The organism is Rhodococcus sp. EPR-157 (assembly GCF_001647195.1).
Classification (GTDB): Bacteria; Actinomycetota; Actinomycetes; order Mycobacteriales; family Mycobacteriaceae; genus Rhodococcoides.
Genome location: NZ_LVCV01000183.1, coordinates 1 through 4,160 on the forward strand (window position 1 = coordinate 1; position 4,160 = coordinate 4,160).

The 4,160-nt window shown below is 64.1% G+C and carries 2 protein-coding genes; both read left to right on the forward strand.

The window, feature by feature from the left end:
• Positions 1-210: 210 nt before the first annotated feature.
• Complete coding sequence (locus A2J03_RS08210; protein WP_269455184.1) at positions 211-1,506, forward strand: PucR family transcriptional regulator; 1,296 nt, start codon at positions 211-213, stop codon at positions 1,504-1,506.
• Between the two features lie 222 nt (positions 1,507-1,728).
• On the forward strand, positions 1,729-4,155 hold the full coding sequence (locus A2J03_RS08215; protein ID WP_442971331.1) for a VanW family protein: 2,427 nt from the start codon (positions 1,729-1,731) through the stop codon (positions 4,153-4,155).
• Positions 4,156-4,160 lie beyond the last annotated feature (5 nt).

The following is a 4,160-nucleotide window of genomic DNA, read 5'->3' on the forward strand; positions in this document are numbered from 1 at the left end:
CCGAAGGAGACGTCGATGTCGGTCATCGTGAAGACCGGCTCGACCTCGCTGGGAGAATTCAAGTGATGCACCTCACAATCTGTGTGACTTCACTATGGGTGCCGCGCACAACCCGCGATATGGGCGCAGCGCACAGAATGTTTGGGTCCCGCGGTACCAGTACCGGTCAATTCGCCCATCGATGTGGGCTGAGTGCGCAAAACTGTTCCCGTGGTTACCCCCGGTGCTCGCGACGTTTCCTCGCGCTCCGCTGCCCGGGGAGCGGTGACAACGGTCGATCAGGAGAGGATTCAGCGGGCGTGGTCGGGGTTGTCGTCTCGCGCGGATGCGATCGCCGACTCGATCACGCTGGCGCTGATCGAACAGGAGCCGGCCTACATGGTCAGTGCGACCCCGGACATCGCAGGCGAGCTTCGACGCAGCACTCGCGAGCACATCAGGCAAGGTCTGAGAACGCTCTCCGGGGCGTCCGCAGCTGACGACAACACACGCGAAGTCTGGCGTCGAACCGGTCGGGAGCGTGCACGTCAGGGCATACCGATGGAATTGGTGCTCAAGGCATACACGCTCGGCAGCCGAACGTTGTGGGAAGAGTTGGTGCTCGAACGCGAGCAGCACCGATCGGAGATCGACGAGCATCTGCTTCTCGTGGCCGGGCAGCAACTGTGGCGTGCACTCGACAGCCAGTACGAGACTCTCGTCGACGCGTATCGGCGGGAGAGCGCGCGGATGCAGCAGCGCGATCTGGCCAATGTGCTGGTGATTCTCGACGGCCTGCGATCGGGGCGAGGAGGAGATCCCGCGTTCGTCATCGAAGCGCGTGCCACCCTCGGGCTCTCCGCATCGCAGGAAATCGCCTGTGTCGTGGGCCCGCTCGACGAGCACGGGTCACCGCCGCTGTCCGCACCCGAGGACGCTCTGGACCAGATCGGCGCCGTCTCGCACTGGAACATTCGCGATGGTCATCAGTTTGCGCTCGTCGCGCTGCCGCGCGGATCCTGGAATTCGATCGTTTCGGCACTGGCTGCCCGGGCGGTGGGGCCCGTCGGCGTCGCGCATTCCCCCGACGGTGTGTCGTCGTTCGCCGCTGCGTACCGTCTCGCGGCGTTGACAGCCGAGACCATCACCGAGGACAGCGGTGTGGCGTTGGCAACGGACCGGTTGCCGCGAGTGATCATGGCGGCCGACGAGCAGTCGTCCGAATTGCTCGTTCACCACGCTCTCGGGAATCTGTGGACACATCCGGAGCCGCAGCGCGAAACTCTGCTCGGCACCCTCGCGCACGTCCTGTCAAGCGACGGATCGCCGACCAACGCTGCCAAGATCCTCTACTGCCATCGAAACACCGTGATCTACAGAATCCGCCGGATCGAGGAGCTTACCGGCCTTGACCTGGGAGACCCGAGAGATCGACTCCTGCTCACGTTGGCTCTGGTCAAGACCGGACACTGGGTGCGGGCGGTCGGTCAGGGGGACAGTTCGACACCGCGCGGTTCGTTCAAATGAATGAATCAGGAGACATTCGAAGTTCGGTTGTAACGCATCACAAGCTGGGGCGATACTCGTAGTGGCTCCACACTGCTGCCCGACCCCCGACCCGGCAGCGGTGTGGGGCCTCTTTCGTTTCTTCTTGTCTCGGGTGCTGAGCACGGACGTTCGGTGTGCCGATGCGTAAGCTCGGGCTGGAAAGTGGCAACAGATGTCCGGGGGTTCGGGAGGGCCAAGAACGTGAGCGTCGGTGGAGACGGCAAAGGTAAGCACGAAAAGGTGCCGGATCCGCCGCAGAACGCGGCGATGTCCGATGACGACGATGCCGTCGTAGAGGACGTTCCTCCGTACGAGGCGATCACCGAGGTGATGCGCGCGATCGATCCGAACGAACCGCCACCGGGACAGATCGCCGTCGACGACGCTGTGCAATCTGAAGAGGCTGCGCAGCCCGAGGAGCTTGTGCTCGACGAGGCTGATCAACCTGAAGAGGCTGTGCAGCTAGAGGAGACCGCGCAGCCCGACGGCTCGGAGGTGGCCGACACATCGGATCTCGACGTGGGCGGGGGCCCACCTGCCGATGACTCGGGCGCTGACACGGGCATCCGCTCTGACATGGAAGATGCACCGGTCCTGGACGAGGAGCAGCCCACCCAAGCGCACGCTCACCCGCCGGAAGCGCAGGTCACCGGCGGCGAGGCCGTTGATCTCTCGACCACCAAGGTGGACGCGGTTCACGCCGAGGATCCGACGGCACCAGCGACCACGGCGCAGGCAAGCGCGGCACCGGAAGCAGACATCGGTGACACTGCCACCGTGGTGTTTCCCGCCGTCGGGTCTCCAGTGGCACCCGAATCTCCTGTGGCTGAACCTATGGCGCACGGAGTCCATACGGTCGATGCTTCCGAGGCCGCCGGTGCCTCCGACGACAAGTCTTCACGTATCAAGATTGCGGTGATAGTCGGTGCGGCCGTTGCGATTCTCGGTGTGTTCTACGCCGCAGACATGTTGTCCTCCAACGGTTCCGTGCCGCGGGGAGTTTCGGTTGCCGGGGTTGCGGTCGGCGGTCTGAGTCACGACGATGCCGAGGCACGGCTGCAGGCCGAGCTCGGGCCCCGCGTCGACCAGGCTGTCGACATCGATGCGGGCGATCGACAGCTCGAACTGGTTCCACGGGACGCCGGTCTCGATATCGAATGGGTCGCAACGCTCGATCGCGCGGGTTCACAACCGATCAACCCGTTCACTCGTCTGGCGTCGTTCTTCACCGATCGCGAAATCGGTGTGCAGTCGACAGTGGACCCTGCAGCGCTCGATGGCGCCGTGGAATCGATTCGCGCACAGACAGACCGGGCACCGTCCGAGGGAGATGTCGTCTTCGAGGGCGCCACCCCCGTCGGCGTGACCCCAGCCCCAGGGCAGGCCTTGGACGTGGCGGGCGCGCGTGAGGCCATAGAAGCGAACTGGGCCTTCGGTGCCCTCGAGGTACCGGTCGAGACCGTCGACGTGACGGTCCACCAGGACGAAGTGAACCGCGTACTCGCCGAGGTGGCGACGCCCGCAGTATCGGCGCCCGTTGTGTTCACCGGCCAGGACAATGCCGAGGCAGTGTTGGATCCGAACGGAATTGCTCGGATTCTGTCGTTCGAACCCGACGGTGACGGGGCTCTCGCGACGCGCCTCGACACTGCTGCCGCCACAGGTATCCTCGCGCCTGCGCTGGCAACGACGGAAACCCAGCCCAAGGACGCGTCGTTCGCTCTCGGTGGAGGTGCGCCCACCGTAGTTCCGGGAGTGGTGGGCGAGCTGGTGCAATGGCCGAAGACGCTGGAGCAACTGCCGGCTCTGCTCGCTTCGACGGACACTCGGACCGCTGCGGCCATCTACGAGCCGGCCCAACCCGAGTTGACGACAGAAGGTGCGCAAGCACTGGGAATCAACGAGGTTGTTGCCGAGTACACGACCGGCGGCTTCGAGTACGCGTCGGGAGTCAACATCGGACTTACCGCCGACATCGTCAACGGCGCACTCGTGAAGCCGGGAGAAACGTTCTCGCTCAACGAGTACACGGGCCCACGAGGGACGGCCCAAGGTTTCGTGGAGTCAGGGATCATCGACAACGGTCGGCCGGATCGCGCGGTCGGTGGAGGTATCAGTCAATTCGCGACGACGCTGTACAACGCGTCGTACTTCGGTGGCATGGAGGACGCGGGACATACCGAACACAGCTACTACATCAGTAGATACCCCGAGGCGCGTGAGGCAACGGTGTTCGAAGGTGCAATCGACCTGAAGTTCACGAACCCGACGAAAACCGGAATTGTGATCGAGTCGTTCGCCACGAATTCCAGTGTCACAGTGCGTCTTTGGGGAACCAAGACGGTAGACGTCGAGTCGATCACCGGACCTCGGACGAATCCGACGAGCCCGAACACCATCACCCTTCCTGCCGGTCCTGGGTGTGTTGCATCCGGTGGTGGCCCCGGATTCACTGCCAGTGACACTCGCGTCGTCACCGATGTCGCGACGGGCAACGAGATCTCGCGCAACACCCGCACGGTCACATACGACCCCATTCCGATCGTCCGATGCGAGTCGCCGGAGCCTCCTCCTCGCGACGAACCGGCTGAGGACGCGCCCGCGCCACCCGACGAGGATGGGGAGTAGATCTC